We start from the raw sequence: 25,107 nt of genomic DNA on the forward strand, positions 1-25,107 counted from the left end.
TGACCGCGGACAAGCGGTCGCGCGTCTTACCGCGGAACATCCGCCGCCCCCGCCTGACGCGTACCCCCGCCATCCGGTACGGGACCGGCGCCCCGTCACTTCCACTTCCCGGCGCGCCTGCCGTAGTGGTCCGCCACCACGCGCGTCATCGCCCCGATGGGATCGGCGCGGACCTCCTTCGCCGAGAAGTAGCAGTGCCCGCTGACCCCCGCGAACTCCCTGGCCAGCGTGAGATGACGGGACAGTTCGGCCGGATCCTGCCAGGCCGCGGGCTGGGCGCGGTCCCCCGCCTTGTAGAGGGCCTCGCCGATATGGAGATCGACGCCCGTCCCCCGTACGACGCCGTCCCACCAGCGCAGCAGCTTCGCGTAGTCGGCCGGAGCGTGACCGATGTGCCAGTAGAGCTGCGGAACGATGTAGTCGATCCAGCCCCGCTCGACCCACGCCCGGGTGTCGGCGTGCAGATCGTCATAGGTCTGTACGCCGGCCCTGGTGTCGGAGCCGAGCGGATCGGTGGCGGCGTTGCGCCACACCCCGAACGGGCTGATCCCGAAGCGCGCGTTCTCTCTGATCCGCTTGATCCGCTCGGCGGTCTCCTTCACCAGCCGGTCGGTGTTGTCCCGCCGCCAGGCCGCCCGGTCCTGGAATCCGGCTCCGTGGCACGCGTAGGCCCTGTCGTCCTTGAAGGCCTGTCCGGCGACCGGATACGGATAGAAGTAGTCGTCCCAGTGGACGGCGTCCACGGCGTACCGCGCGACGGCGTCCAGCATGGCGTCCTGCACGAAGCGTCTGACCTCGGGCAGCCCCGGGTTGTAGTAGAGCTTGCCGCCGTAGGGCAGGACCCACTCCGGGTGGACACGGGCCGGATGGCGCGCGGTCAGCCGCTCGGGATCGGTGTGGTTCGCGACGCGGTACGGATTGAACCAGGCGTGCAGTTCCAGACCGCGCGCGTGCGCCTCGCGCACCGCCGTGCCCAGCGGATCCCAGCCGGGGTCCTTGCCCTGGGTGCCGGTGAGGCACTGCGCCCAGGGTTCGTACGGCGACGGCCACAGGGCGTCCGCCGTTGGCCGGACCTGGAGGACGACGGCGTTCAGCCCGCGTGCCACGGCCGTGTCGAGATGCGCGAGCAGTTCGTTCCGCTGGCGGGCGGCCGTCAGCCCCGGCTTCGAGGGCCAGTCGCGGTTGACGACCGTCGCGAGCCACATGCCACGGAACTCCCGGTGTGGAGCAGGGCGCCGCGGAACCCCGCCCGCCGGGTCCCCGCCCGCCAGGTGCCCGCCCGCCGGGTTCCCGGCCATGGTGTCCCTCGTCGCGGAGTCCGTCGCGAAGTCCGCCGGAGAGTCCGCCGCCGAGGTCCCCGCGGTCGAGGTCCCCGCCGCCGCGTCCCCCGCCGTCAGCAGTGCGGTCACCGCCCCCGTCGCGGCTGCCACCAGCCCTCTTCTGCCGATGTGTGCCATGCGCTGTCCTCCCGTCCATTGCCGTACGGCCTGTCCCACCGCACAAGCACCTCGTCCACCGCCGTGCCACCGCCGGGCCACCGCCACGGCCACGCCACCGCCACGCCGGCCCGCCGCCGGTCATCGGCGGGCCCGGCTGTCCGCCGTGGATGCCCGCCCCGGCCGGTCGTCCGCATCCCCCCGCCGGGTAACGTCCTGTCCTGAGGCGGGCGCCGGAATCGCATGAGGGACCCTGCCGGGACACGGACCAGTGAAAGGCACGATGTGACCGACATCCTGACCGATATCGCCCGCGTCGGAGTGGTGGGCTGCGGCCAGATGGGCGCGGGAATCGCCGAGGTCGTCGCCCGTAGCGGCCTGGAGGTGAAGGTCGCCGAGACCACCGGTGAGGCACTGGAGATCGGCCGTACCCGTCTGCACAACTCGCTGTCGAAGGCCGCCGAGCGCGGCAAGATCAGCGAGCGGGAGCGTGACGCGGCGCTCGGCAGGCTCAGCTTCACCACCGATCTCGGTGAGTTCGCCGACCGCGATCTCGTCATCGAGGCCGTGGTGGAGAACGAGAAGGTCAAGACCGAGATCTTCCAGGTACTCGATCAGGTGGTGACCCGCCCCGACGCGATCCTCGCCTCCAACACGTCGTCGATCCCACTGGTCAGGCTGGCGGTCGCGACCTCACGTCCCGACCAGGTCATCGGTATCCACTTCTTCAACCCGGCGCCGGTGCAGCGGCTCGTCGAGCTGATTCCCGCGCTGACGACCTCCGAGGAGACGATCAAGCGGGCCGAGGCCGTGGTCGAGAGCGTGCTGGACAAACACGCGATCCGCGCCCAGGACCGCTCGGGCTTTGTCGTGAACGCGCTGCTGATCCCGTATCTGCTCTCCGCGATCCGGATGTTCGAGTCGGGTATCGCGAGCCGCGAGGACATCGACAACGGGATGGAACTGGGCTGCGCCCATCCGATGGGCCCGCTCAAGCTCTCCGATCTCATCGGCCTGGACACCGTGGCCTCCGTCGCCGATTCGATGTACGCCGAGTTCAAGGAACCCCTGTACGCGGCGCCGCCGCTGCTCCAGCGGATGGTGGACGCGGGCCGGCTCGGCCGTAAGACCGGCGCGGGCTTCTATCCGTACTCCTGATCGCCGTACTCCTGGTCGCCGTACTCCTGGTCGCCGTACTCCTGGTCGCCGTATTCCTGACCGCCGTGCTCAGACCGCCGTATTCCTGACCTTCGTACTCCTGACCGCCCGAAGCGAACCGACCGGCCGGATCAGGAGTACGTGAGGTCAGGGCGACCGCGCTCGGCCCAGCCCAACCGGCCCGGCCGACCCAGCCCAACCGGCTCAGCCCAGCCGTATGTGATGGAGCATCAACAGCCCGGCCGTCATATTGGCGGCCGGGATCTCACCGCGCGCGATCATGTCCGGCACCAGCTTGAGCGGGATCCACTCGCGGCGCGAGGACTCGAAGTCGTCCTCGGGATGACCGATGTAGGTCGCCTCCTCCGCCCAGTAGAGATGGTGCCTGGCGTCGGTCAGCCCGTTGGACGGCTCGACCGTGAGGAGATGGCGCAAGGGGCCGGGACGCCACCCCGTCTCCTCCTCCATCTCCCTGGCCGCGGCGGCCTCGATGGACTCACCGTCCTCCACGACACCCGCGGCCAGCTCCCAGCCCCAGCTGTCCGTGATGAAACGGTGCCGCCAGAGCATCAGCACCTCATTGGCGGAGTTCACCGCGGTCGCCACGGCGACCGGGCGCAGCCGGATCAGGAAGTGGTCGAGACGTCGGCCGTCAGGGAGCTTGACGTCGGCCAGATTGACCTGGAACCAACGGTTCTCATAGACAGTTTGTTCACTAAGTTTCGTCCACTGCATTTTTCTGCCACCTTCCGACAAGTTGATGGCAATATCGCAGCAGCGGCTCTCGCACACGGTGGCTCAGAGGGGGCTCACAGAGGGGCTCACAGGGGAACGCGCAGCGCTCCCTCGATCAGTTCGGCCGTCGCTTCCGCGTCGGTGGATCCGCTGGCCACCAACTGCGCACGTACGGCGCGCAGCCGGTCCCGCAGTCGCTGGGACTCCATCCCCCGCGCCCGCTCGGCCATTTCCCGGGCTGTTCCGGCGGCCCGGTCCGCCTCGCCCTGCCGCAGCTCGATATGGCTGAGCATGGCGAGCCGGTGCACCCGGCCGCGATCGTGCGCCGGGGTGTCCACGGCCGCCGTGGCATGCACCCGTGCGGCGACCAGGTCTCCGAGGCTCAGCAGCGCCTCCGCCACTTGCACATTCACCAGACCCGGCTGAACGTATCCGGTCTCCTCCGGCTCGTGACCGGGTCTGATGCGCTCCGCCTCCCTCTCCGCGCGTCCGATGCACCCCAGCGCACCGCTGCCGTCGCCGAGATGGGCATACGACTTGGCCTGCATCGCGTAGAGATCGGCGGCGAGCGCCGGGGTGATCTGACGGCCCGCCGCCCGCAGCGCGGCCTCGGCGAAGGCGACGGCCTGGCGGTACTCCCCCATGTGCAGCGACTGGTTGACGAGCAGTGCGATGACATAGGCGCCGAGCCCCCGGTCACCGCTGGCCTTGGCCAGCCGCAGCGCCTGGTGGAAGTAGCGCTGGGCGAGTCCATGGGCGTCGGAGTCGTACGCGCAGATACCGGCCACCGCGACCAGTCCGCCGGTCGCGCGGTGGAGTTGCCGGCCCAGGGAGTCGCTGTATCCGCCGCGCAGCAGCGGGGCGGCCTCGGAGTTGAGGAAGCCGACGATCCGGGCACGGGTGGCGATCCCGCCCGCCCTCCGGTACATCAGCTCGTAGTGCTCCCTGGCGGAGCGCAGCAGCTCGATATCGGCGGGGCCGACCTTCGTACGGCCGCTGCGCGAGACATCGGTGTCCTCCGGCGGGTTCTCCCACTCCCAGACGGGGATCACGGCGGGGGTGCCGGTGACGGCGGGGGCGTCCACCATGTGCGGCCTGCGCTGTTCGTCGCAGCGCCAGAGCGCGGTGGCCCGCTCCACGAAACCGGAGAGCGGGGTGGCGCCGGGCGCCGGTGACCCGCCCACCACACCGAGCCCGATGTCGTCCAGGGTGAGCGAACGGCGCAGCCGGTCGCCGAGCACCCCGCAGATCAGATCGGGCACCTGGCCGCGTGGCCGCTGGCCCTTCAGCCACCGCGCCACCGCAGTGTGTTCGTACCGCAGGGCCAGACCTCTCAGCCGGCCCGCCTCATTGACCCGGGCAGCGAGTCCGGCGTGGGAGATACCCGCTTCGTCGAGCAGGGAATCGAGCAGGGTATTGGGCTGCATATGCCCCTCCGGTGACTCTGCCGCGGTGGATCTTCCGAACCTCTGGGTCCTCCCGGGGCCTCCGGGCTCTCCCGGCGAGGGGCCCAGCGTAGTGGGAATCGCACGGGGTGTGAACGTAATGCCCATATCCGTACCTTGTGCGCTCTGCCGCCGGACGCCCGGGGCCGATTGACTGAATCGCCTCGCAAAGAGGCGGCCGGGCCGCCGACTCCCCCTCGTCCCGTGCGGTGGCCCGCAACCGCGCCGTCTGTCCTGCCGACCTGCCCGACACTCCGCGGCGGGGCAGGCGGCGCCGGCCGCGTCAGTCATGCCGCCCACTACCCGCGGAAGGATGTGGTGCGTACCCCGGTCGCGGTCATTCCCGGCCGGAGGCGTGGGCGTTGCTCGGGGGCGTGCGGATCCGGAAGTCGCTGCTCAGGCGCGTGCGCGTCCGGTGGATACGTGCCTGGCGGATACGTACCCGGCGGATACATGTCCTTCGGATACATGTCCGAGGGATACGTGTCGGGCGGGCGCTGCTCCGGCGCGTACGTCTCGGGCGGACGCTGCTCCGGTGGATGCGTCTTCGGCACATATGTGTCCGGCGGGCGCTGCCCAAGGGAATAGGTGTCCAGTCCGCACCCGTCCGGTGCCTGCCCGTCCGGTGCCCGCGAACCCGGCGGCCGCTCAGTCGCTGCCCGTGGACCGTCCGGCCTGTCCATGCCCGGGAGTTGACCCTCCGAGGGCTCGTCCGTCGACGGACCCGATACGGGAGGGACCCCCGGTGACCGGTGATCCGGCGTACGGCCCTCCGGCGGCGATGGTTCCTCGCGGGCACCCGGTTCCGGGTCCAAGGCCAGGTCCGGGTCCAGGTCCGGGTCCGGTGCCCGTTCCTGGTCCTGATCCTGATCCTGCGTCGACACCGGCACGGGCACAGGGCCGGGCGTCGGCACCGGCACCGGACCAGGCACCGGCACCGGCGCGCGGTCGTTCCGTACGACAAGCAGCGCCATGTCATCGGTGATCCGTCCGCCGGTGTGCCGCAGCAGCGCGCCATGCACCCGCCGCACCACCTCGGTGGGCGAGAGCGGTACACCGGAGATTCCCTCGGCGGCCCCGGCCAGCTCCTCCGCCAGGCCGAAGAACCGCCCGGCCGAGTCCCGCGCGTCCTCGGCGCCGTCCGTGTGCAGGAAGAGAGACTCCCCGGGCAGCAGCGGCCCGCACCGCTGGAGCGGAAGATCGACGGGCAGCGGAAACGCCCCGAGCGGCGGCAGGGGCTCGGCGCTCGCGAGAGGCACGGCACCCCGGCCGAGCCGATAGGGCCAGGGATGGCCGCAGTTGAGAGCCCGTACCTCCGCGTCGTGCCCGATCTCCAGCAGCAGTACGGTGACGAACTCCTCCGCCGACAGCCCCTCCGGGTCCCGGTCGTCGTACCCCCAGCCACCGGATTCCCGGCCACCCGATTCCCGGCCGCCTGATCCCCCGCCACCCGGCCAGGAAGCGCCGGATCCGAAGCCGCCGGCCGCCGGGCCGCCACTCCCCGGACCACTCCCCGGACCACCGTCCGGACCAGTGGTCCCGGAACCGTCGCGTCCCCGTGCCCGTTCCTCCGCACCCGCGGTCTCCTGCCCCGACCTCGCGCGCAGATGGCGCTGATGTGCCCGGTCGAGTCTTCGCAGTACACCGTCGAGCCCCGGCTCGTCATGGGCGGCCTCCCGGAAGCTGCCCAGCACGGCGGCCACCGCCCCGATGGAAGGCAGTCCATGACCGCGCACATCCCCGATGATCACGCGGACGCCGTACGCGGTGGCCACCGCCTCGTACAGATCACCGCCGACCTCGGCGGCCCGGGAGACGGAGAGCTGTCGCGCGTAGAACGCCAGCCCGTCGAGGCGCGCGGGGAGCGGCCGGAGCAGCACCGCCTGCGTGGCGCGCGCCACGGCGCGGACCTCGCTCAGCTCCTTGAGCCCGCGCCGCCGCAGCCGGTTGAGCAGATAGGCCACGACGAGCAGAAAGGCCACACAGGTCACGATGCGCGGGATCAGATTGTCGTGCGTGTTGGGCGGGCAGGTCAGCTCCCAGGTGATCACCAGGGCGAGCACACCGCCCGGAATCGCGCACTCGACGACGCCCCAGGGGGCCGGTGCGTCCTCGGACGCGTCCTCTTCTGCCCTGGTCCGATTCATCCGTCGGCCCCCTTCGGCCGCCGGCCGCTAGGCCGATGGGCGTACGTCGACCGTAGTGGCCGGATCGATTGTGTCGATCACGCATGTGCGTTGGCGAACCCGCCCCGGACTTCTCACCCGAATGAGTGAGGGGCGCTTCCGGAGATCCGGAGGCGCCCCTCAGGGGACGGCCGTCTGTCCAACGACGGCGTATGACCAGGTGTTACGCGTTGGCGATTACGCGCCGCGCAGAACCGCTCCGGTCCGCTCGGCGGCGAGCGCGACGGCGGCCTCACGGGCCGCGGTGGCTTCCTCGACGGTCAGCGTGCGGTCGGGCGCGCGGAACCGCAGGGCGTACGCGAGCGATTTCCGGCCGGTCCCGATCTGCTCGCCGGTGAAGACGTCGAACAGCCGCAGGGACTCCAGGAGTTCACCCGCGCCCTCGCGCAGCGCGCGCTCCACCTCGGAGGCGGGTACGTCCCGCGCCACGACGAGCGCCACGTCCTGGGTGGCGACCGGGTAGGCGGAGATCCGGGGCGCGCGGAGCGCACCGGTGCCCGCCCGCTCCAGCAGATCGAGATCGATCTCCATGGCGCAGGTGCGCTCCGGGACTCCGAGCGCCTTGACCGCTCTCGGGTGCAGCTCTCCCGCGTGGCCGACGAGTGTCTCCTCGCCGTCCACGGTGGCGAGGAGCGCGGCGCAGCGGCCGGGATGCCACGGCTCGTGCTGGTCGGCGCGGACGGTCAGCTCGACCCCGGCCTCCCGGGCGACGGTACGGGCCGCCTCGACGGCGTCCGCCCAGTCGGCCGGACGGCCCGCGCCCCACCAGCCGGCCTGTTCGCGCGCCCCGGCCAGGACGACCGCGGCGCGGCGCGGCTGGCCGGGCAGTGCGGCGTCGAGCGTGGCCAGTTCCTCCTCGGTCGGCCGCCGGTCGACGGGCAGCCGCACCGGTACGGTCTCCTCGCCGGTGGGCCGGAAGACCAGACCCGTCTCGAAGAGCGCCAGATCGTGCGAGCCCCGGCCGTCGTTGCGGCGCAGCGCCGTGAGGAGCCCCGGCAGCAGCGTGGTGCGCAGCGCCGGCTCCTCGTCGGAGAGGGGGTTGACGAGCGTGACCGTACGACGCCGGGCGTCGTCGGCGGGCAGTCCGAAGGCGTCGAGGACCGCGTCACCGATGAACGGGTAGTTCAGCGCCTCGACGTATCCGGCGCCCGCGAGGGCGCGCCCGACCCGGCGGTGCAGCCGCTGGCGCTCGGTGAGCCCGCGTCCCGACGGCGGGGTGGGCAGCGTCGAGGGGAGGTTCTCGTACCCCTCCAGCCGGATGACCTCCTCGGCGAGGTCGTTGGGCTCGCCCAGGTCGGGGCGCCAGGACGGGACGGTGACGACGAGTTCGTCCTGCCCGTAGACGTCGCAGCCGATCTCCTGGAGCCGCCGTACGACGGTCTCCCGGCCGTAGGCGACCCCGGCGACGCGGTCGGGGTGGTCGGCGGGCATGGCGATGCTGTGCGGCGCGGAGGGCGCGATGATCTCGGTGACACCGGCCTCCGCGGAGCCGCCGGCGAGCAGCACCAGCAGATCGACGGTGCGCTGCGCGGCGGCGGACGCGGCCTCCGGGTCGACACCGCGCTCGAAGCGCTTGGAGGCCTCGGAGGCCAGCCGGTGGCGGCGCGCGGTACGGGCGATGGAGATCGCGTCGAAGTGCGCGGCCTCGATGACCACCTCGGTGGTGCCCTGGGCCTCGCCCGTCGTGGGGTGGGCCGTGAGATCGGCGATCTCGGTGTTCGCGCCGCCCATCACCCCCGCGAGACCGATGGGTCCGCGGTCGTCGGTGATGACCAGGTCCCCGGGGTCGAGGACCCGCTGGACGCCGTCGAGGGTGGTGATCTTCTCGCCGGGCCGGGCCCGGCGGACCCCGATCGGCCCCTCCAGCCGGGCACGGTCGTAGGCGTGCAGCGGCTGGCCCAGCTCCAGCATCACGTAGTTGGTGATGTCGACCGCGAGCGAGATCGGCCGCATACCGGCCTTCTGGAGCCGGCGGCTCAGCCAGAGCGGGCTGCGGGCCTCGGGGTCCAGACCGGTGACCGTACGGGCGGTGAAGCGGTCGCATCCGCGCGGGTCGGAGACCGTCACCGTGTGACCGAAGGAGTTCGGCGCCGGTACGTCGAGCAGCGCGGGGTCGCGCAGCGTCAGGCCGTACGCGATGGCGGTCTCGCGGGCGACCCCGCGCATCGAGAGGCAGTAGCCGCGGTCGGGCGTGACGGCGATGTCGAGGACCTCGTCCACCAGCTCCAGCAGCGCGATGGCGTCGGTGCCGGGCTCGTGCTCGTCGGGCAGCACGATGATGCCGCCCGAGCCGTCGTCGCCCATGCCCAGCTCGTCGCCGGAGCAGATCATGCCGTGCGAGGTCTTGCCGTACGTCTTGCGCGCGGCGATCGCGAAGTCTCCCGGCAGGACGGCGCCGGGCAGGACGACGACGACCTTGTCGCCGACGGAGAAGTTCCGCGCGCCGCAGACGATCTCCTGCGGCTCGCCGGTTCCGTTGGCGGTGCCGACGTCGACGGTGCAGAAGCGGATGGGCTTCTTGAAGCCCTCCAGCTCCTCGATGGTGAGGACCTTGCCGACGACCAGGGGGCCCTTGAGACCGGCGCCGAGCTGCTCGACGGTCTCGACCTCCAGCCCCGCGGAGACCAGCTCGGCCTGGACGTCGCGGCCGGTCTCCGTCGCCGGCAGGTCGACGTACTCCCGCAGCCAGGAAAGCGGGACGCGCATCAGATCTCCATCCCGAACGGCCGGGTGAACCGGACGTCACCCTCGACCATGTCTCGCATGTCTTCGACGTTGTGGCGGAACATCAGCATCCGTTCGATACCGAACCCGAAGGCGAATCCGCTGTACTTGCGGGGGTCGACGCCGCAGGCGACCAGCACCTTGGGGTTGACCATGCCGCAGCCGCCCAGCTCGATCCAGCCCTCGCTGCCGCAGGTGCGGCAGGGCCGGTCCGGGTTGCCGACCGAGGCGCCGCGGCACACGTAGCAGACCATGTCCATCTCGGCGGACGGCTCGGTGAAGGGGAAGTAGTTCGGGCGGAGCCGGGTCTTCATGTCCGGGCCGAAGAGCGCCTGGACCATATGGTCCAGAGTGCCCTTGAGATCGGCCATGGTCAGGCCCTCGTCGACGGCGAGCAGCTCGATCTGGTGGAAGACCGGGGTGTGGGTGGCGTCCAGTTCGTCGGTGCGGTAGACCCGCCCCGGACAGACGACGTACACGGGGGGCTCCCGGTCGAGCAGGGTGCGGGCCTGGACCGGTGAGGTGTGGGTACGGAGCACCACGCCGGACTCGTCGCCCGAGCCCGCGGAGGAGGAATCCCCGCCGGACCCGCCGGCGGACCCACCGGCGGCGCCGGCCTTCGGGCTCCGGACGAAGAAGGTGTCCTGCATCTGGCGCGCGGGGTGGTCGGGGACGAAGTTGAGCGCGTCGAAGTTGAACCACTCCGCCTCGGCCTCGGGTCCCTCGGCGACCTCGTACCCCATCGCCACGAAGACGTCCGCGACCCGCTCCATGAACGTGGTCAGCGGGTGGCGGGCACCGGCAGGGACCCGGTCGTAGGGCAGCGTGACATCCACCGCCTCCTCGACCAGTACCCGGGTGTCACGCTCCGCCTCCAGCTCGGTCTGCCGGGTGGCGAGGGCCCTGCCCACGGCCGCGCGGGCCTGGCCCACGCGCTTGCCCGCCTCGGCCTTGGCCTGCGGCGGCAGCGCGCCGATCTCCCGGTTGGCGAGCGCGAGCGGTGAGGTGCCCGAGGTGTGCGCGGTCTTGGCGTGGGCGAGCGCGTCGAGATCGCCGGCGGCGGCGAAGGCGGCCAGCGCCTCGTCCCGGACGCGCTCGATCTGTTCCGGTTTCAGTGCCTCGACCTCGACCGGGTCGTACGACTTGTTGGGTGCCGACATCTCTTCCCGTACTTCCGATTGGCTGGCGAAACGACCCTGCTCGATCACTGAGGGCACGAAGGTTGCCAAAGGTCGAGTCTAAGGGCCGTACGAAGGTGAAGTGGCCCATGGGCCGCTCGGGCCCGCCCGCGGCCCGCCACCGCCCTGCCTGACGCTTCGCGACAGATCCTATTTCAGGTAGGCGGGGGCGCCGACGGGCAGGATGAATCGGAACTGGGCACCGCCGCCGGGTCCACGGCCGACGGTGATCGTCCCGCCGTGCGCCTCGACGATGCCCTTGACGATATACAGGCCCAGGCCCGTCCCGCCGCGTTTGCTCCCGCGCCAGAAGCGGGTGAAGACCCGCCCCATCGACTCCTCGGGGATTCCGGGACCCTCGTCGCACACGGTCACGGACGTTCCCTTCTCTGTCTTCGCCTCGCGCTGGAGCGACGCGGCGGCCACCTCGATGGTGACGGTTCCCTCGCCGTGGCGCACCGCGTTTTCCAGGAGATTGCCGAGGATCTGGTCGATCTTGTCGGGATCCGCCCACAGATCGGGCAGCGGCTGCTGGATCCGTACGAGGAACCGGTCCGGCGACTGTCCGGCCGCGGTGTGCGCCTGGACATGGCGTCCGACGGCCGCGGCGATGTCGACCGGCTGACGGCGCACCTCCAGCCGGCCGGAGTCGATCCGGGAGATGTCGAGCAGTTCCGCGATCAGCCGGGTGACCCGGTTGGCGTCGGCGTCGACGGTCTCCAGCATCAGCCGCTTCTGGTCGTCGGTGAACCGTTCCCACTTGGCGAGCAGGGTCGCCGTGAACCCCTTCACCGAGGTGAGCGGGGAGCGCAGCTCATGGGCGACGGTGGCGATCAGCTCGGCGTGGCTGCGCTCGGTGCGCCGGCGTGCCTCCGTACCGCGGATGGAGATGACGAGCCGGCGGACGGGTCCGGTCGGATACGCACGTACATAACGGGCAGAGACCAGCACCTCACGGCCGCCGGGCAGCAGCAGATTGCGCTCGGGCTGGCCGACCCGGGTGGCGAGCCCGCCGTACGGATCGGTCAGCGCCCACCAGCGGCGGCCCTTGAGGTCCTCCAGCGGCAGCGCGAGCTCCAGCGGCCGGCCGAGGGCCTCGGAGAGCGGTACGGCGGTGATACGCGCGGCGGCGGCGTTGAAGCAGACGACGCGCCCGCTCTCGTCGGCGACGACCAGACCGTCGGGAAGCTCGTCGGGGTCGACCACCGCCGCGTCATCACCGCCCGCAGGACCGATCACACACCCGAGCGTCCCGGCGGCAGCGGAAGGGGACACGGCGTCCGGCACGGCGTCCGGCGCGGCGTCCGGCGCGGGGCTCGGGGAGCTGTCAGAGGCGGGCACCGGGGAGCCGTCGGGCGCGGGCACCGGGATGTCAGGGGCGGGCACCGCGTCGCCGTCGTGGTCCGCCACCCGCTCGGGGGCGGCACCGCGGACCGCGCGCGGTAAAGGTCCCTGGACCACGGCGGGTCCACTCGCCCCGACAGTCATGCCCGCATCCCACCTCTTCCGCGTAGCTCAGTGGGCCCCGAAGCCGCAACATTACTAGCTCAATGTGACGGAGCGGACCCCCTCAGCGCATGCGGAGAACTCTCTGCGCGCGTGCCGAGGCATACAGACATACGGCCGCGGCGGTCGCCAGGTTCAGACTCTCCGCCTTTCCATGGATCGGTACCCGCACCACCGCGTCCGCGAGGGCACGGGTCTGCGCCGGCAGCCCCCAGGCCTCGTTGCCGAAGATCCAGGCCGTGGGCCCCCCCATGGTGTCCGCGTCCAGCTCGTCGTCCAGGTCGTTCTCGCCCGCGCCGTCGGCCGCGAGGATACGGACGCCGCCCTCCTGGAGCCCGCGGACCGCCTGCTCCACCGGGATTCCGACGACGACGGGCAGATGGAAGAGCGAGCCGGCCGAGGCGCGGACCGACTTCGGGTTGTAGAGGTCGACGGAGGCGTCGGTGAGGACGACGGCGTCGGCGCCCGCCGCGTCCGCGCAGCGCAGCACCGTACCGGCGTTCCCGGGATCGCGGACATGGGCGAGTACGGCGACGAGCCGGGGCCGGGCACGCAGGATGTCCTCGAACGGCGAGTCGAGGAAATTGCAGACGCCCAGCAGCCCCTGCGGGGTCACGGTCTGGGAGACATCCGCGAGCACCGTGTCGGGCGCGTGGTGGACCCGGGCCCCGGTGGCCCGTGCCGCGTCGACGATGTCGGCGTACCGCTCGGCGGCCTCCACCGTGGTGAACAGCTCGGTCAGCGTGGGCTCGCCGCCGGCCCCCCGGTGGGCGACCGCTTCCCGTACGGCCTGCGGCCCCTCGGCGATGAACCGGCGTTCCTTGCCGCGGAAGGCGCGCTTGGCGAGCCTCTTGGCGGCCGTGACGCGCGGGGAGCGCGGGGAGATCAGCTCGGGGGTGCCCATGGGCGGCGGCTCGCTTTTCGTCTGATGGCTGGTACGGATGGCTCGTACGGGTGCAGGCGTACGGGTGGGTCGTGGTCGTACGCGCAGGGGTCGTACGGGTACGGGTCGTACAGGTGGGTCACCGGGGCACGTACGCGGCCGGAAACGCATCGGACCCGCAGGCGCGGTGCCTGCGGGTCCGGGTGAAGGAGAGACGGCCTGACGGAGATCAGGCAGCGGCCTTCGGGGCGTTGACATCGCTCGGAAGGGCCTTCTGGGCGACCTCGACCAGCGCGGCGAACGCACCGGCGTCGTTGACGGCCAGCTCGGCGAGGATCTTGCGGTCCACCTCGACGTTGGCGGCCTTCAGCCCCTGGATGAAGCGGTTGTACGTGATGCCGTTGGCGCGGGCAGCGGCGTTGATGCGCTGGATCCAGAGCTGACGGAAGTCGCCCTTGCGCTTCTTGCGGTCGTTGTAGTTGTAGACGAGGGAGTGGGTGACCTGCTCCTTCGCCTTGCGGTACAGGCGCGAGCGCTGGCCGCGGTAACCGCTGGCCTGCTCCAGAATTGCCCGGCGCTTCTTGTGGGCATTGACTGCCCGCTTGACGCGTGCCACGTGTTAACTCCTTGTAGCGGGGCCGTGGTTGGACTCACACGGCCCGGAAACGAATGGGTCCCGGTCCTGTTGTCGCGCCCCCGGTCACCGGGGGCTGCGACATCACTTGCCGAGAAGCTTCTTGATCTTCTTGGCGTCGCCCGGGGCCATCTCGGCGTTGCCGGTGAGGCGACGCGTCAGCTTGGACGACTTGTGCTCGAGCAGGTGGCGCTTGCCGGCCCGCTCGCGCAGCACCTTGCCGGAGCCGGTGATCTTGAAGCGCTTGCTGGCACCGCTGTGCGTCTTGTTCTTCGGCATAGCGCCGTTCTCTCCTCGTCAGTGGCGCTCCCAGCCGACTGTGGCCAGCCGGCGCGCGGGAGCGTCATATCTCTGGTGTGTGGTTCCGGACCGGAGCCGTGGGCCGCCTGGATGGCACCCCTTGGATCACGCTTCGGACGATGCCTCGGCCGGGGTCTCCGTGATGGTGTCCGCGGACTCCTCGTGCGTGCCGCCCTGACGCTCGGCCTTACGGGCGGCCTGCGCCTCGCGGGCCTCGGCCATGGCCTCGGTCTTCTTCTTGTGCGGGCCAAGAACCATGATCATGTTCCGGCCGTCCTGCTTCGGGTTCGACTCGATGAAGCCGAGTTCCTCGACGTCGGACGCGAGCCGCTGGAGCAGCCGGAAGCCCAGCTCCGGGCGGGACTGCTCACGACCACGGAACATGATCGTGATCTTGACCTTGTCGCCCTGCTTGAGGAACCGGACGACATGACCCTTCTTGGTGTCATAGTCGTGCGGGTCGATCTTGGGCCGGAGCTTCATCTCCTTGATGACCGTGTGCGCCTGGTTCTTGCGCGCCTCACGGGCCTTCATGGCCGACTCGTACTTGAACTTCCCGTAGTCCATGAGCTTGCACACGGGCGGACGGGCGTTCGCCGCGACCTCGACCAGGTCCAGGTCGTACTCCTGCGCAAGCTCCAGGGCCTTGGCAAGCGGCACGATGCCCACCTGCTCGCCACTGGGACCGACAAGTCGCACTTCGGGAACGCGAATCCGGTCGTTGATGCGGGGCTCGGCGCTGATGGATCCTCCTCGGTAGCACCACACGACTGTCTGGCAGACAGCCGCGTAACGTCTGTTTCATAGGACCAACCGCGGCGGAACACGAAAAATGCCCCGGACGGCACACAGGCAGGGCTCCTTCTAACTACCGGAGCACCGCCGTGCACGTACCACGGGGCGCGTCGGGTGGCTCCATCGTCCGTACGGAACGATGGGCACCACCTGACCGGTGACCCGCCGCCCCTCAGGGGCAGCCAGGTGGGAGAGCGGAGCCTCCACTTGTGGGCCGGGCATAAGGATGTCCGGCCGGTCGTAACACAAGGTTAGCAGTTCCCCGGGGATGGTGCGAACCCTGTGACCGCCACGGGCCGGCTCACCGCTCGATTCCCCGGACCAGGTCCGGCGGACCTCGGGCCCCGTCGGCTCAGGCCGGCGGGTGTCGGCCCGTACGGGCTCGTACGGGCTCGTACCGCCTCGCAACCGGCTCCCACGGGCGGAGCCCGCGTCATGTACGCCTATCGTATGGGGCATGAGTGACGCCACCTCCCCCGAAGAGTCCCCCGGCTTCGACGCCATGACCCGCGACATCGCGGAGGTTCCCGCCGTCGAGGTGATCGTCACGGTCGCGGTGAATCTGATGAGCGCGGCGGCCGTGAAGCTCGGTCTGACCGAGGACGGTGACGAGCACAAGGACCTGGACGAGGCGCGGAAGCTGGTCCACGCGCTGGCCGGGCTGATGGACGCGAGCGCGACGGAGATCAGCTCGTTCCACGCGGCGCCGCTGCGGGACGGGCTGAAGTCGCTCCAGCTCGCGTTCCGTGAGGCGTCGGTCGTACCGGACGAGCCGGGCCAGGGCCCCGGCGAGAAGTACACGGGCCCGGTCTACGGCTGATCCCGCTCCCTCGTCTCCGTGGGGGACTCACCCCCGAGGGGACTCATCCACGTACGAAAAGGGGCTCGCCGGGCGGGGTGGCCCCGGCCGGCAGCAGAGCCAGGTCGAGTCCGCGTACCAGGCGGGCCCTGAGCACGGTGTCGGCGGCGAGGGCCCCGGCGATCCTGCGGGCCGCCTCGGCCGGGGGCGCGGCCGGGTCCAGAACCAGCGCGAGGGTGCCGTCCGCGCTGCCGGGACCGAGATACGCCCGGAGCACCGCCGGCTCGGCGGCGGCCACGGAGCGCACCGCCCCGGTCACGGCGGGGTCGTCGAGCGGATCGGTGCTGGTACGGCCCTCGGCGAGGGCGAGCAGCGCGGGTCCGGTGAGCTGGTACGGCACCGGCCCGGCGAGATCGAGCACCACCGTGTCGGCCTTCTCGTGCGCGGCGGCCTGGAGCGCCTGGTGCAGCGGTACGGCGACGGGGCGGGCCCCGGGGTCCCAGCGGGCCAGTGTCGCGGTGGAGGTGAAGGCGGGCAGCGCGCGCCGGTCGCCCGCCGTCAGTGTCGGCACGGCCATGTCGCTGGTCTTCTCATGACGCAGCCCCCGCTCGTCCTCCTCCGTCTCACCGAGCACCGCGACGACGGGGACCAGCAGCCGGGCGTCCCTGAGCGCGCTCAGGACCCGTGGCTCCGCCGACCGGTCCGCGGCCCAGGCGGCGAGTGCCGCCGTCAGCGCGGGATCGGCGGTGCCGTCGTCGTCGGAGAAACCGGAGTCGGGAATGTTCTTGAGCGTCACGCGTCGAGCCTAGTCGAGCCCGGACGAGTGGATCCGGTCTCCTCCCGCCGGCTGCCCGGAGGGCCCGCGCGCTCGCGTCGCGTCCCGCGCGCTCGCGGTGCGTCCTGGTCCGGGCGGGGGCGTACGGTCGTCCGGTGGATCTCTCCGTCGCGGTGTACGACATGGCCGACGGGCGTGAGGCGGCGTACGGCGAGGACCGTACCTATGTCTGCGCCAGCGTGGCGAAGCCGGCGATCCTGGCGGCGCTGCTGCTGCGGGCCCAGGATGCCGGACGGTGGCTGACGGCCGGGGAGCGGCGGCTCGCGGCGGCCATGATGGAGCGCAGTGACAATGACGCGGCGACGGCGCTGCGCGCGGCGGCCGGCGGGGTGGCGGCGCTGGACTCGGCGTACGCGCGGCTCGGGATGACACGGACCTCGGCGGCGCCCGCCTGGGGACTGACCCGGACCACCGCGCGCGATCAGCTCACGCTTCTGCGGGCCGTGTTCCGTACCGGTCCGGTGCTGGACGCGCGTTCGCGCCGGTTCGTCACGGGGCTGATGGAGCGGGTGGTACCGGGACAGGACTGGGGCGTGTCGGCCGCGGGCGACGGCTGGGCGCTGAAGAACGGCTGGCTGCCGAGGACGGCGAGCGGTCTGTGGGTGGTCCACTCGGTCGGGCGCGCGGACGGCTGTCTGATCGCCGTGCTCTCCGACGGGCACACGTCCCTGGACGCGGGGATCGCCCGGGTCGAGACGGCCGCCGTCAGTGCCGTACGCCGTATGCGCCGGAGCGTCTGACCCCGCCGCGCCAGAGCACCACCGCGCAGGCCAGCAGCACCGCGCCGATCCCGCCGGCCGTCGGGGCGAGCCAGGCGGCCGGTTCCGGCTCCGCGCGCGGTACGGCGGGCCCGCCGCCGAAGTACCGCTTGCCGTATCCGGTGGCCTGGCCCTTCAGATCCGTACGCGGCAGGTCGGCGCCGGCCTCGATGGCGGCGGCCGGATCGACGAGCCCGTACCCCCTGGCGTCGTCACGGCCGTTCTGGGGGGCGTCGCGCGCGGTGTCCGCGAGGAGCTTCTTGATCTGGGCGGGGGTGAGATCGGGGTGCGCGGAGCGTACGAGCGCGACGGCGCCGGAGACGAACGCGGCGGCGGCGCTGGTGCCCCAGCCCTCGTAGTAGCGGCGGTCCGGGTCCGCTATCACGACATCGACGCCCGGCGCGCTGACGGTGGCGTACCAGCGGCTGGTGGAGAACGCGGCGTGGGTGCCGTAGCGGTCGACGGCCGCCACCGCGATCACACCGGGATAGGCGGCGGGGTACGAGATGTGGTCGCCCTTCTCGCCGCCGTTGCCGGCCGAGGCGACGACGACCGCGCCCTTGGCGAGCGCGTACTGGACAGCCGCGTCCTCGCCCGGTTCCGGATGGGCCGACTCGCTGTCGTCGCCGAGGGAGAGATTGATGACGTCGGCGCCGTTGTCGGCGGCCCAGCGGATGCCTTCGGCGAGCGCGCCGCCCTTGGAGTTACGGGCCTTGGCGCGGGCGGGGTCGGTGCCTTCGAGGATCACGCGTACGGGGAGGATCTTCGCCTGGGGCGCGATCCCGAGGACGCCCTCCGAGCGTTCGTACCCATGGCCGCGTCCCGCGATGATGCCGGCCATGGCGGTGCCGTGCCGGGCGAAGGAGCGGTCGCCGTCGGTGGCGCCGAAACCGATCAGATCCTTGCCGCGCAGCACCTGTCCTTCGAGATCGGGATGGCTGCCGTCGACGCCGGTGTCGAGTACCGCGACGGTGACACCGCTGCCCTGGGAGGTGCGCCAGGCCTGCTCGGTGTGCAGGGCTTCGAGGGCCCACTGCTGAGCGCGTATGGCATCGGCGTGTGCGGGGGTGGCGGGGATGAGCAGGAAGGACGCGGCGGCGGCCACGGCGGCGAGACGGTGACGTCGGCGTGGGCCACGGGGGGTGGGCGTCGGTGTCGGTGTCGGCGTCGGTGTGGGTTCCGGGGTCATCAGGGGACCACCCTGTCCGCGCTCAAGGTCGTGCGCAGTCCTCGCTCGATCCGGTCCGCGATGCCCTTGGCCTCATGGCCCAGCCCGGCCTGCGCGGGCGCGGAGGTGGCGCCCTTGGCCATGGCCTTGTCGACGGGCTGGGGCGTGGTGACGGTACGTCCGTCCGCGAAGCCGGAGACGGCGTACACGACGACGGGTGCCTCGGTGAGGACGCTCACCGTCCAGCTCGCGCGCTGCGCGGGACCGAACCCGGCCGCGACGGTGCCCTCGACGGGAAAGGTCAGGGGCATCAGATCGGTGCGTCCGGTGAGCCCCTCGGTGCGGAACCGGGTGCTCAGGGCGTCCATCCCGACGGGCTCGGCATCGGTGAAGACGAGCCCCACGGTGGTCACGCTGGTGGACGTGGCGTCGGCGTAGGTGGCACGCAGCACGCGCGCGCAGCCGACCGGGCGCAGGATGCCCAGAAGGAGGGGGTCGAGGGTGCCGGCGCACCCGCTGTCGGGCGCGACACCGAGCCGGGTCCACTCGCGGTCCGCGCCGCCGGGGCCCGCGCCGTCGCCCTTGAGCGCGGGGGGAAAGAGTGTGTCGACGGGGACGCTGTGCCAGAGGGCGCGCGCGGTGGTGTAGGTGTCGCGGGCGGCGGGTTCGGCGGCCGAATTCCCGGTCAGCCAACTGCCGGTGACGGCGCCTCCGATGAGCCCGAGGCCGAGTACGACACAGGTGACGGCGGCGGCCGTTCTGACGGGGCGCCTGGCGGGCACGAGCCGCAGCCGGGTGGTGGTCTCCATCGGGGACTCCGGCCCCGGCGCGAGGCCGGCACCGGCTCCCGCTCCGGTCCCGCTTCCGATTCCGGTCCCGAATCCGCCGAAGCTTCCGGTTCCGGTACCGCTGCCGCCGAGGGGCGGGACCCATGACGGGGGCGGCGGGGGCGGCGGGGTCGGACCCGGGGATACGACCCGCAGTCTGGTGGTGATCTCGTCCTGGGGAGGTTCGGCGACGGGGCGGCCCGCGCCACGGGGCCGTGGGACGCCGGCCGCCGGGGCCGGGCCGGCCGACGGCGGTGCGGTACGGGGGGCGGTACGGGCGGTGGCCGTCGGCGGGCTCGACGGCGGCGGCGGTATCCGTGGCGGGCCGGGCGGCCGCGTCGGCGGCAGCGGGGCGTCGGGGATACGTGGGGCCGTGGGCACCGCCGGCGTGCGCGGAATACCGGTACGCGAGGCACCGGCACGCGGGAGCTCCGTGCGCGCGGGCTCCGGAGGTGTCGCGGGCGTGCCAGGCGGAGCGGTCTCGGGGGCGGCCTGGCCGGGCCGGGCCGGAGGTGCCGTGGGACGTGGTGGTACGGGAGGGCGTCGTGCTTCGGTGCTCATCCGCCCCCCTGTGACGCCGTACAGACTCATCCGCCTCGGACCGCCCCACGGAGAACCGGTCCACCACCGGTCCACCGCGCACCGGTGGTTCGCGCGCGCCGGTCCGCACGCGTATCGGTCCCGCGCACACCGGTCCCGCCGTACGGGACAAGCCCGTTCGCCGCCGCGTGTGCGTCACTCTACGGGCTCGGACAGGCCCGGCGGGAACGAGCGCCGAGGCCCGGGGCGTTCTGCCCAGATCATCCCCCTACCGTGCGGTAATCGGGTCTGGCAAGCTCTGCCCATGACTCCGCGCTCCACCGACCGGGCCCGGTACGACCGGGCCACCGCTCATCTCGACGCCCCTCTGGCTCTCGTCGATCTCGACGCGTTCGACGCCAACGCCGACGATCTCGTACGCAGGGCCGGGGGCAAGCCGATCCGGGTGGCCAGCAAGTCGGTGCGCTGCCGGACACTGCTCGAACGGGTACTGGACCGCGAGGGCTTCGCGGGGATCATGTCGTTCACGCTCGCCGAGTCGCTGTGGCTGGCGCGTGCCGGGTTCGAGGACGTGCTCCTCGCCTATCCCTCGGCCGACCGCGCCGCCTACGCGGAACTGGCCGCCGATCCCAAGCTCGCCGCCGCCGTCACCGTGATGATCGACGACCCGGCGCAGCTGGATCTGATCGACGCGGCACGCGGTGGTGGGAAGGAAGAATTCCGGATCTGTCTGGAACTGGACACGGCCTTGCGGCTGTTCGGCGGCCGGGTCAGGATTGGTGCACGACGTTCCCCTCTGCGCGAGCCGGCCCAACTGGCCGAGCTGGCCAGATTGATAGCCCGGCGCCCCGGATTCCGGCTGGTCGGGCTCATGGCCTACGAAGGCCACATCGCCGGGGTAGGGGACGCCCTGGCAGGCCGGCCGCTGCGCTCGCGGGCGATCCGGCTGATGCAGGCCGCGGCCCGCAAAGAGCTGACGGAGCGGCGCGCCGCGGTGGTGCGTGCCGTACGGACCGTCGCCCCGGAGCTGGAGTTCGTCAATGGCGGCGGCACGGGCAGTGTGCAGCACACCGCCGCCGAGGATGCCGTGACGGAGATCGCCGCGGGCTCTGGGCTCTATGTGCCACGGCTCTTTGACAACTACACATCGTTCACGGGCCGTCCGGCGGCGCTCTTCGCCCAGCCCGTCGTGCGCAGGCCCGGCGTCGGTGTGGTGACCGTGCTCGGCGGCGGCTATCCGGCGTCCGGGGCGGCGGGCCCGGACCGGCTGCCGGTGCCGTATCTGCCCGAAGGGCTCCGTTACGACGGGCAGGAGGGCGCCGGTGAGGTGCAGACGCCGCTGCTCGGATCGGCGGCCGACGATCTGCTGATCGGCGACAAGGTCTGGTTCCGGCACGCCAAGGCCGGTGAGCTGTGCGAGCGGTTCGACACTCTGCACCTGGTGGAGGGCGACCGTGTGGTGGCGACCGCCCCGACATACCGGGGCGAGGGCCGTACGTTCCTCTGAGGTCGCGTGACGGGCGCGGTTCCGTCCCCCTCTGTGGGGAGGGAGACGGAACCGGCTCGGCTCGGCTCCGCTCAATTCGTGGTCGTGGTCGTGTCCCTGGTCCTGGTCATTGTCCTGGTCGTGGGCATGATCTAGAGCGGGGTGACGTATGCCCCGGAGATACCGCCGTCGACCAGGAAATCCGTGGCGTTCACGAAGGACGCGTCGTCACTGGCGAGGAAGGCGACCGCCGCCGCGATCTCGTCCGCCTCGGCGAACCGGCCGACCGGGATATGCACCAGCCTGCGCGCGGCCCGCTCCGGGTCCTTGGCGAACAGTTCCTGGAGCAGCGGGGTGTTGACGGGCCCCGGGCACAGCGCGTTCACCCGGATCCCCTCGCGGGCGAACTGCACTCCCAGCTCACGGGACATCGCGAGGACCCCGCCCTTGGAGGCGGTGTAGGAGATCTGCGAGGTCGCCGCGCCCATCCGTGCCACGAAGGACGCCGTGTTGATGATGGACCCCTTCTTCTGGCGCCGCATATAAGGGATGGCGGCCTTGCAGCAGAGATAGACGGAGGTGAGGTTGACGTCCTGGACGCGCTTCCACGCGTCGAGGTCCGTGGTGAGGATCGAGTCGTCCTCGGGCGGTGAGATACCGGCGTTGTTGAAGGCGATGTCGACGCTGCCATAGGTGTCGTACGCCGTCTTGAAGAGCGTGTCGACCTCGTCGGCACGGGTGACATCGACCCGTACGAAGGTCCCGCCGACCGCGTCGGCCGCGGCCTTGCCCGCGCTCTCGTCGATGTCTCCGCAGACAATGTGCGCGCCTTCGGAGGCGAGCCGGCGCGCGGTGGCCAGCCCGATGCCGCTGCCGGCTCCGGTGATCACGGCGGTACGGCCGACCAGGCGGCGGCAGACGGTGTCGTTGGTGGGGGCGGTCATGATGGCTCAGGCCTCCGTGCTGATGAAGACGTTCTTGGTTTCGGTGAAGGCCGCGAGGGCGTCGGGGCCCAGTTCACGGCCGAGGCCGGACTGTTTGTAGCCGCCGAACGGAGTCCCGTAGCGGACGCTGCTGTGGGAGTTGACGGACAGATTGCCCGCGGCGACCCCGCGCGAGACCCGCAGGGCACGGCCGAGATCGCGGGTCCAGACAGAGCCGGCGAGACCGTAGTCGGTGGCATTGGCCAGCCGGACGGCGTCCTCCTCGTCCTCGAAGGGCAGGACGACGGCGACCGGTCCGAAGACCTCCTCGGTGGCGACCGGGGAGTCCGGGTCCACATCGGTGAGGACGGTCGGCGGGAACCAGAAGCCGGGGCCGCCGGGGGCGCTCCCGCGGATGCCCTTGACGCCCTCGGGGACATACGACCGCACGCGCTCCAACTGGACGGCCGAGATCAGCGGGCCCATCTGGGTCCTCTCGTCGGACGGGTCGCCGACGACGACCGACTCGACGGCCGGGGCGAGCAGTTCCAGGAACCGGTCGTGGACATCACGCTGGACGAGGATTCGGGTGCGGGCGCAGCAGTCCTGGCCGGCGTTGTCGAGGAACGCCATCGGGGCGGTGGCGGCGGCCTGTTCGAGATCGGAGTCGGCGAAGACGATATTGGGGCTCTTGCCGCCGAGTTCGAGGGTCACACGCTTCACCAGGGCGGCGCACTTGGCCATGATCTGCTTGCCGACCCGGGTGGAGCCGGTGAAGACGATCTTGGCGACCCCGGGGTGCTCGACCAGCGCGTTGCCCGCCACCTCGCCGGCGCCGGGCAGGACCTGGAAGAGGTGCTCGGGAAGCCCTGCCTCCAGGGCGAGTTCGGCCAGCCGCAGCGCGGTGAGCGGAGTGGTCTCGGCGGGCTTGAGAAGTACGGCGTTGCCCGCGGCCAGGGCGGGGGCCGTGCCCCAGGCGGCGATCGGCATGGGGAAGTTCCAGGGGGCGATCACTCCGACGACACCGAGCGGCTCCAGCAGGGTGATGTCGAGTCCTCCGGCCACGGGGATCTGCCGGCCGCTCAGCCGCTCCACTCCCCCGGCGCAGTAGTCGAGCAGATCACGGACGTTGCCGGCCTCCCAGCGGGCGTTGCCGAGGGTGTGGCCCGCCTCGCCGACCTCCAGCCGGGCCAGTTCCTCGTTGTGCTCGTCGACGACGGCGGCGAACCGGCGCAGCAGCCGCGCGCGCTCGGCGGGGGCCAGGGCCGCCCATCGGAGCTGGGCCGCCGCGGCCCGTCGTACGGCCGTGTCGACCTGGGCCGGGGTGGTCGCCGGGACCGTGGCGACGGTCTCCCCGGTGGCCGGGTTGAGGACAAGATGTCCGGCGGCCTGATGTGTGTGCACGTCGTTCCTCACAGACGTTCGAAGGAGCGGCGAAGCTCCCAGTCGGTCACCGCGGCGTCGAAGGCCTTCACCTCGACACGGGCCATATTGCTGTAGTGCGCCACGACGTCGTCGCCGAAGGCCGCGCGCGTGAGGGTGCTGTTCTCCCAGAGTTCGGCGGCCTCCCGCAGGGTGGTCGGGACCTGCTCGTAGGCGGCGGTGTAGGCGTTGCCCACGCACGCCTCGGGGAGTTCCAGCGCGTTCTCGATGCCGTGCAGTCCGGCGGCGACCATACCGGCGACGGCGAGATACGGGTTGACGTCCCCGCCGGGCAGCCGGTTCTCGAAGCGCAGGGACCGGCCGTGGCCGACCACCCGCAGCGAACAGGTGCGGTTGTCATGGCCCCAGGCGACGGCGGTGGGCGCGAAGGAGCCCGGCTGGAAGCGCTTGTACGCGTTGATGGTGGGCGCGTACAGCAGGGAGAAGTCCCGGAGCGCGGCGAGCTGTCCCGCCAGGAAGTGGCGCATCACGGGCGACATCCCGTCCGGCCCGTCCCCGGCCATGACGCTGGTGCCGTGCTTGTCCTGGAGCGAGAGATGGATATGGCAGGAGTTGCCCTCGCGCTCGTTGAACTTGGCCATGAAGGTGAGCGAGACACCTTCCTGCGAGGCGATCTCCTTGGCGCCGGTCTTGTAGACGGCGTGCTGGTCACAGGTGACCAGGGCCTCGTCGTACTTGAAGGCGATCTCGTGCTGGCCGGGGTTGCACTCGCCCTTCGCGGATTCCACCGTGAGTCCGGCGCCCGCCATCTCGTTGCGGATCCGGCGCAGCAGCGGTTCGATCCGGCCGGTGCCGAGGACGGAGTAGTCGATGTTGTACTGGTTGGCGGGGGTCAGTCCGCGGTAGCCGCTGTCCCAGGCCTGTTCATAGGTGTCCTTGAAGACGATGAACTCCAGCTCCGTACCGGCGTGTGCGGTGTAGCCGTACTCGGCGAGCCGCTCCAGCTGTCGGCGGAGGATCTGGCGGGGTGCGGCGACGACGGGCGAACCGTCGCTCCAGGCGAGATCGGCCATGACCATCGCGGTGCCCTCGTTCCAGGGCAGCCGGCGCAGTGTGGAGAGGTCGGGGCGCATGGCGAAGTCGCCGTAGCCGGTGTCCCAGGAGGACATCGCGTATCCGTCGACGGTGTTCATATCGGTGTCGACGGCGAGGAGGTAGTTGCAGCCCTCGGCGCCCTGTTCCAGGACCTCGTCGACGAAGAAGCGCGCGGCGAACCGCTTGCCCTGGAGCCGGCCCTGCATATCGGGGAACGCCAGGACCACCGTGTCGATCTCGCCGCTCTCCACGAGGATGCGCAGCCTGTCGACGGCGAGCGGGGATGTGCGGTCTGCCACGGGGATACTCCTCC

General features: G+C 71.5%; 21 protein-coding genes. 4 read left to right on the top strand and 17 right to left on the bottom strand.

From position 1 onward, the window contains the following. Positions 1-95: 95 nt before the first annotated feature. Entirely contained in the window at positions 96-1,457 is a 1,362-nt protein-coding gene (locus ACWGDX_RS06055) for a glycoside hydrolase family 10 protein (RefSeq protein WP_453622688.1), read from the bottom strand. Between the two features lie 276 nt (positions 1,458-1,733). Between ACWGDX_RS06055 and ACWGDX_RS06060 the strand changes: the two genes are divergently transcribed. Beyond that, a complete protein-coding gene (locus tag ACWGDX_RS06060; RefSeq protein WP_453622808.1) occupies positions 1,734-2,594 on the top strand; it encodes a 3-hydroxybutyryl-CoA dehydrogenase in 861 nt (286 codons plus the stop codon). A 204-nt stretch (positions 2,595-2,798) separates the two neighbouring features. Here ACWGDX_RS06060 and ACWGDX_RS06065 read toward each other — a convergent pair whose 3' ends face one another. From ACWGDX_RS06065 to infC, 10 genes are all read right to left on the bottom strand, one after another. Further along, positions 2,799-3,329: an NUDIX hydrolase gene (locus ACWGDX_RS06065; RefSeq protein WP_453622690.1), complete on the bottom strand. Its 531-nt coding sequence runs from the start codon at positions 3,327-3,329 to the stop codon at positions 2,799-2,801. Between the two features lie 86 nt (positions 3,330-3,415). Continuing rightward, positions 3,416-4,756, bottom strand: a complete 1,341-nt coding sequence (locus ACWGDX_RS06070; protein ID WP_453622692.1) for a transcriptional regulator — start codon at positions 4,754-4,756, stop codon at positions 3,416-3,418. A 317-nt stretch (positions 4,757-5,073) separates the two neighbouring features. Further along, entirely contained in the window at positions 5,074-6,921 is a 1,848-nt protein-coding gene (locus ACWGDX_RS06075) for a SpoIIE family protein phosphatase (protein WP_453622694.1), read from the bottom strand. Positions 6,922-7,137: 216 nt separating this feature from the next. Next, on the bottom strand, positions 7,138-9,666 hold the full coding sequence (gene pheT / locus ACWGDX_RS06080; RefSeq protein WP_453622696.1) for a phenylalanine--tRNA ligase subunit beta: 2,529 nt from the start codon (positions 9,664-9,666) through the stop codon (positions 7,138-7,140). After that, complete coding sequence (gene pheS / locus ACWGDX_RS06085; RefSeq protein ID WP_453622698.1) at positions 9,666-10,844, bottom strand: phenylalanine--tRNA ligase subunit alpha; 1,179 nt, start codon at positions 10,842-10,844, stop codon at positions 9,666-9,668. The genes pheT and pheS overlap by 1 nt, the downstream gene beginning before the upstream one ends. A gap of 168 nt (positions 10,845-11,012) precedes the next feature. After that, positions 11,013-12,350 (bottom strand): ATP-binding protein, encoded by a 1,338-nt coding sequence (locus ACWGDX_RS06090; protein WP_453622700.1) that lies wholly within the window; start codon positions 12,348-12,350, stop codon positions 11,013-11,015. A gap of 82 nt (positions 12,351-12,432) precedes the next feature. Next, positions 12,433-13,272 (bottom strand): TrmH family RNA methyltransferase, encoded by an 840-nt coding sequence (locus ACWGDX_RS06095; protein ID WP_453622702.1) that lies wholly within the window; start codon positions 13,270-13,272, stop codon positions 12,433-12,435. 208 nt (positions 13,273-13,480) lie between these two features. After that, positions 13,481-13,867 carry a 50S ribosomal protein L20 gene (gene rplT / locus ACWGDX_RS06100; RefSeq protein ID WP_066950970.1) on the bottom strand — a complete coding sequence of 129 codons (387 nt, stop codon included), beginning with the start codon at positions 13,865-13,867 and terminating at the stop codon, positions 13,481-13,483. 102 nt (positions 13,868-13,969) lie between these two features. Next, positions 13,970-14,164, bottom strand: coding sequence for a 50S ribosomal protein L35 (rpmI, locus tag ACWGDX_RS06105; RefSeq protein WP_046504486.1), 195 nt, complete (start codon positions 14,162-14,164; stop codon positions 13,970-13,972). 126 nt (positions 14,165-14,290) lie between these two features. Beyond that, entirely contained in the window at positions 14,291-14,953 is a 663-nt protein-coding gene (gene infC, locus ACWGDX_RS06110) for a translation initiation factor IF-3 (RefSeq protein ID WP_453622705.1), read from the bottom strand. Between the two features lie 484 nt (positions 14,954-15,437). Here infC and ACWGDX_RS06115 point away from each other — a divergent pair, with 484 nt between their 5' ends. Continuing rightward, positions 15,438-15,800 carry a DUF1844 domain-containing protein gene (locus tag ACWGDX_RS06115; protein ID WP_388552265.1) on the top strand — a complete coding sequence of 121 codons (363 nt, stop codon included), beginning with the start codon at positions 15,438-15,440 and terminating at the stop codon, positions 15,798-15,800. A gap of 43 nt (positions 15,801-15,843) precedes the next feature. Here the strand turns inward: ACWGDX_RS06115 and ACWGDX_RS06120 are convergent, their stop codons facing one another. Then, positions 15,844-16,575, bottom strand: coding sequence for an SseB family protein (locus ACWGDX_RS06120; RefSeq protein WP_453622707.1), 732 nt, complete (start codon positions 16,573-16,575; stop codon positions 15,844-15,846). 134 nt (positions 16,576-16,709) lie between these two features. Here ACWGDX_RS06120 and ACWGDX_RS06125 point away from each other — a divergent pair, with 134 nt between their 5' ends. Beyond that, entirely contained in the window at positions 16,710-17,354 is a 645-nt protein-coding gene (locus tag ACWGDX_RS06125; RefSeq protein WP_453622709.1) for a serine hydrolase, read from the top strand. Here ACWGDX_RS06125 and mycP read toward each other — a convergent pair. After that, complete coding sequence (mycP, locus tag ACWGDX_RS06130; protein WP_453622711.1) at positions 17,320-18,561, bottom strand: type VII secretion-associated serine protease mycosin; 1,242 nt, start codon at positions 18,559-18,561, stop codon at positions 17,320-17,322. The genes ACWGDX_RS06125 and mycP overlap by 35 nt on opposite strands. Beyond that, positions 18,561-19,349, bottom strand: coding sequence for a hypothetical protein (locus tag ACWGDX_RS06135; RefSeq protein ID WP_453622713.1), 789 nt, complete (start codon positions 19,347-19,349; stop codon positions 18,561-18,563). The genes mycP and ACWGDX_RS06135 overlap by 1 nt, the downstream gene beginning before the upstream one ends. A gap of 862 nt (positions 19,350-20,211) precedes the next feature. Between ACWGDX_RS06135 and ACWGDX_RS06140 the strand changes: the two genes are divergently transcribed. After that, the gene (locus tag ACWGDX_RS06140) at positions 20,212-21,414 is read left to right on the top strand and encodes an amino acid deaminase/aldolase (protein WP_453622714.1); all 1,203 of its coding nucleotides are present in this window, start codon (positions 20,212-20,214) and stop codon (positions 21,412-21,414) included. Between the two features lie 131 nt (positions 21,415-21,545). Here ACWGDX_RS06140 and ACWGDX_RS06145 read toward each other — a convergent pair whose 3' ends face one another. Genes ACWGDX_RS06145 through ACWGDX_RS06155 form a run of 3 tightly spaced genes read right to left on the bottom strand, consistent with a single transcriptional unit; the run spans position 21,546 to position 25,093 of the window. After that, positions 21,546-22,337: a 3-oxoacyl-ACP reductase gene (locus tag ACWGDX_RS06145; RefSeq protein ID WP_363080695.1), complete on the bottom strand. Its 792-nt coding sequence runs from the start codon at positions 22,335-22,337 to the stop codon at positions 21,546-21,548. A gap of 6 nt (positions 22,338-22,343) precedes the next feature. Then, positions 22,344-23,720, bottom strand: a complete 1,377-nt coding sequence (locus ACWGDX_RS06150; RefSeq protein WP_453622716.1) for an aldehyde dehydrogenase family protein — start codon at positions 23,718-23,720, stop codon at positions 22,344-22,346. An 8-nt stretch (positions 23,721-23,728) separates the two neighbouring features. Next, positions 23,729-25,093, bottom strand: coding sequence for a glutamine synthetase family protein (locus ACWGDX_RS06155; protein ID WP_363080693.1), 1,365 nt, complete (start codon positions 25,091-25,093; stop codon positions 23,729-23,731). Positions 25,094-25,107 lie beyond the last annotated feature (14 nt).

It is taken from the genome of Streptomyces sp. NPDC055025 (genome assembly GCF_053608565.1).

Excerpts from the sequence above, each read along its gene's own strand:
- ACWGDX_RS06070 (WP_453622692.1), bottom strand. The coding sequence starts at position 4,756 with ATGCAGCCCAATACCCTGCTCGATTCCCTGCTCGACGAAGCGGGTATC.
- ACWGDX_RS06145 (WP_363080695.1), bottom strand. The coding sequence starts at position 22,337 with ATGACCGCCCCCACCAACGACACCGTCTGCCGCCGCCTGGTCGGCCGT.
- rpmI (WP_046504486.1), bottom strand. The coding sequence starts at position 14,164 with ATGCCGAAGAACAAGACGCACAGCGGTGCCAGCAAGCGCTTCAAGATC.
- ACWGDX_RS06055 (WP_453622688.1), bottom strand. The coding sequence starts at position 1,457 with ATGGCACACATCGGCAGAAGAGGGCTGGTGGCAGCCGCGACGGGGGCG.
- ACWGDX_RS06090 (WP_453622700.1), bottom strand. The coding sequence starts at position 12,350 with ATGACTGTCGGGGCGAGTGGACCCGCCGTGGTCCAGGGACCTTTACCG.
- mycP (WP_453622711.1), bottom strand. The coding sequence starts at position 18,561 with ATGACCCCGGAACCCACACCGACGCCGACACCGACACCGACGCCCACC.
- pheS (WP_453622698.1), bottom strand. The coding sequence starts at position 10,844 with ATGTCGGCACCCAACAAGTCGTACGACCCGGTCGAGGTCGAGGCACTG.
- ACWGDX_RS06065 (WP_453622690.1), bottom strand. The coding sequence starts at position 3,329 with ATGCAGTGGACGAAACTTAGTGAACAAACTGTCTATGAGAACCGTTGG.
- pheT (WP_453622696.1), bottom strand. The coding sequence starts at position 9,666 with ATGCGCGTCCCGCTTTCCTGGCTGCGGGAGTACGTCGACCTGCCGGCG.
- ACWGDX_RS06075 (WP_453622694.1), bottom strand. The coding sequence starts at position 6,921 with ATGAATCGGACCAGGGCAGAAGAGGACGCGTCCGAGGACGCACCGGCC.
- ACWGDX_RS06140 (WP_453622714.1), top strand. The coding sequence starts at position 20,212 with ATGACTCCGCGCTCCACCGACCGGGCCCGGTACGACCGGGCCACCGCT.
- ACWGDX_RS06095 (WP_453622702.1), bottom strand. The coding sequence starts at position 13,272 with ATGGGCACCCCCGAGCTGATCTCCCCGCGCTCCCCGCGCGTCACGGCC.
- ACWGDX_RS06115 (WP_388552265.1), top strand. The coding sequence starts at position 15,438 with ATGAGTGACGCCACCTCCCCCGAAGAGTCCCCCGGCTTCGACGCCATG.
- ACWGDX_RS06135 (WP_453622713.1), bottom strand. The coding sequence starts at position 19,349 with ATGGAGACCACCACCCGGCTGCGGCTCGTGCCCGCCAGGCGCCCCGTC.